The organism is Micromonospora sp. D75 (assembly GCF_018070405.1).
Lineage (GTDB): Bacteria > Actinomycetota > Actinomycetes > Mycobacteriales > Micromonosporaceae > Micromonospora > Micromonospora chalcea.
The window spans coordinates 1-2,658 of sequence record NZ_JAGPXV010000741.1 but is presented as its reverse complement, the minus strand read 5'-3'; the positions used below and the strand labels follow the sequence as shown (position 1 = coordinate 2,658).

Annotated in this window: 2 protein-coding genes; both read left to right on the top strand. The window is 75.8% G+C overall.

Annotation, left to right across the window (positions count from 1 at the left end; all coding sequences use genetic code 11):
* Nucleotides 1–530 (top strand): lantibiotic dehydratase (locus tag KBX39_RS28435; RefSeq protein WP_210873479.1); only part of this gene is annotated, 530 nt, incomplete at its 5' end.
* Nucleotides 527–2,658, top strand: a 2,132-nt coding sequence (locus KBX39_RS28430) for a type I polyketide synthase (protein ID WP_210873478.1), incomplete at its 3' end; no start/stop codon positions are given. The genes KBX39_RS28435 and KBX39_RS28430, both read left to right, overlap by 4 nt.

The window sequence follows — 2,658 nt, the reverse complement described above, 5'->3', positions numbered from 1 at the left end:
TGTCCGAGGTGGACGGCGTGCTGGTGGCGACCGGCCCGGACGGCACGCGCTGGCCGCTGGTCGAGGTGTTCTCCGACCTGATCGCGGTGCACGCCGGTGACGCGTTCAAGCTGATGACCGACCGCCCGCACAGCCCCCGGGTGACAGTCGACCGGCTGGTGCTGGCGCGGGAGACCTGGCGCACCACGGTCGGGGCGACCGGCCTGGCCGACGCCGTCGACCAGGCGCGGCGCTACCTCGCGGTACGCCGGTGGCGGACCGCGCTGGGCCTGCCGGAGCGGGTCTTCGTCCGGGTGGCCACCGAACTCAAGCCCACCTACGTGGACCTGACCAGCCCGCTCTACGCCAACCGGCTCTGCCTGCTGCTGCGCGCCGCCCGGCGGTCCGGCGGCGACGACGTGACGGTGACCGTGTCGGAGCTGCTGCCCGCGCTCGGGCAGGCGTGGCTGCCCGACCGCGCGGGCCGCCGCTACGTCAGCGAACTGCGCCTGCACATCAGCGATTCGGCCGAGCCGGAGGTCATGGCGTGAACGAGACAGTGGAGCCGATCGCGATCGTCGGGCTCAGCCTGCGCGTGCCGGGGGCGGCGTCTGCGGAGGAGTTCTGGCGCAACCTGGTCGTCGGCGCCGAGTCGCTCACCCGGTTCACCCGCGCGGAGCTGCTGGCCCGGGGCGTCCCGGCGGAGCAGCTCGACGACCCGGCGTACGTGCCGGTGGCCGCCGTGCTCGACGGCGTGGACCGGTTCGACGCGGAGCTGTTCGGGCTGAGCCCCCGCGACGCTGAGCTGACCGACCCGCAGCAGCGGCTGTTCCTGGAGCACGCGCACGCCGCGCTCACCGACGCGGGCTGCGACCCGGCCCGCTACGACGGCGAGATCGGCGTGTACGCGGGCGGCAACGCCGACCTGTACCAGTGGCTCAACGTCCGGCGGAACCCGAGTGCGCTCGCGGACGCCGGTGAGCTGCGCGTGTCGCTCGGCAACAAGCCGGACTACCTGGCCAGCACCGTCGCGTTCCGGCTCGGCCTGCGCGGCCCGGCGATGACGGTGCAGACCGCCTGCTCGTCGTCGCTCGTCGCGGTGCACCTGGCTGCCGAGGCGCTGCGCAGCGGCGAGTGCGACACGGCGCTGGCCGGCGGCGTGTGCGTGGAACTGCCGCACGGCGTCGGGTACGTCGCCGACGAGGGCTACACCTCCGCCGACGGGCACTGCCGCCCGTTCGACGCGGACGCCGACGGCACCGTCTACGGCAGCGGCGTCGGCGTGGTCGTGCTCAAGCGGCTCTCCGACGCGCTCGCCGACGGCGACGACATCCGGGCGCTGGTCATCGGCAACGCGGTGAACAACGACGGCTCGGCCAAGGCGAGCTTCACCGCGCCGAGCGTCACCGGTCAGGTGGAGGTGGTCACGCAGGCGCTCGCGGTGGCCGGCGTCGCCCCGCGTTCGGTCGGGTACGTCGAGGCGCACGGCACCGGCACCGTCCTCGGCGACTCGATCGAGCTGGCGGCGCTGAGCACGGCGTACGGGCGGCGCACCGCCGAGCGCGGCTGGTGCGGGGTCGGCTCCACGAAGGCCAACATCGGTCACCTCAGCGCGGCCGGCGGCGTGATCGGCCTGATCAAGACCGTGCTGTCGATGCGGCACCGGCTCATCCCGCCCACCGTCAACCACGACCGGCCGCACCCGGACATCGACATCGAGGCGAGCCCGTTCTACGTGGTGTCCACGCTGACCAAGTGGGAGCCCGAGGACCAGCGGCCGCTGCGGGCCGGCGTCAGTTCGCTCGGCCTCGGCGGCACCAACGCGCACCTGGTGCTCCAGGAGGCGCCGCCGCGCGTACCCCCGGAGCCGGATCACGGCGGCGGCGAGCTGCTCCAGGTGTCCGCCGCGACGCCCGACGCGCTGGCCGCCGCTTGTGCCCGGCTGGCCGAGCGGCTCACCGGCGGGCCCGATGTGGGGCTGCGCGACGTGGCGTACACGTTGCGGGAGGGCCGGCCGGCGTACCGGCACCGGGCCGCCGTCGTCGCTGTCGACCGGGCCCGGGCGGCGGCGGCGCTCACCGACCCGAAGCGCCGGGCCGCCGGGGACGCCGCGACGCCGCCCCGGGTGGGTCTGCTCCTGCCCGGGCAGGGCGCGCAGCACCCCGGCATGGGCGCGCACCTGGCCGCTACCGAGCCGGTGTTCGCCGCCGCCGTGGACGAGTGCGCCGCGATCCTCGGCTGGGACGCGGGCGAGATGATCTTCGACGCCGGACCGGGCGCGGACGAGCGGCTGGCCGGACCGGCGGTGGCGCAGCCCGCGCTGTTCGCCGTCGAGTACGCGCTCGCGGCGCTGTGGCGGCACTGGGGCGTCACGCCCGCCGCGATGATCGGCCACTCCGTCGGCGAACTGGTCGCCGCCACGGTGGCCGGGGTGTTCGACCTGCCGGACGCGCTGCGGCTCGCCGCCGCCCGGGGCCGCCTCGTGCAGGCCGCGCCGGAGGGCCGGATGCTCGCCGTGCAGCGCGGCGCCGACGAGATCGCGCCGCTGCTGCCCGACGGTGTCGCGGTGGCGATCAGCAACGGCCCGCACACCTGCGTGGTGGGCGGCGCGCCGGAACCGGTCGCCGCCGCCGAGGTCCTCCTGCGCGAACGCGGCATCGGCTGCACGCCGCTGCGGTC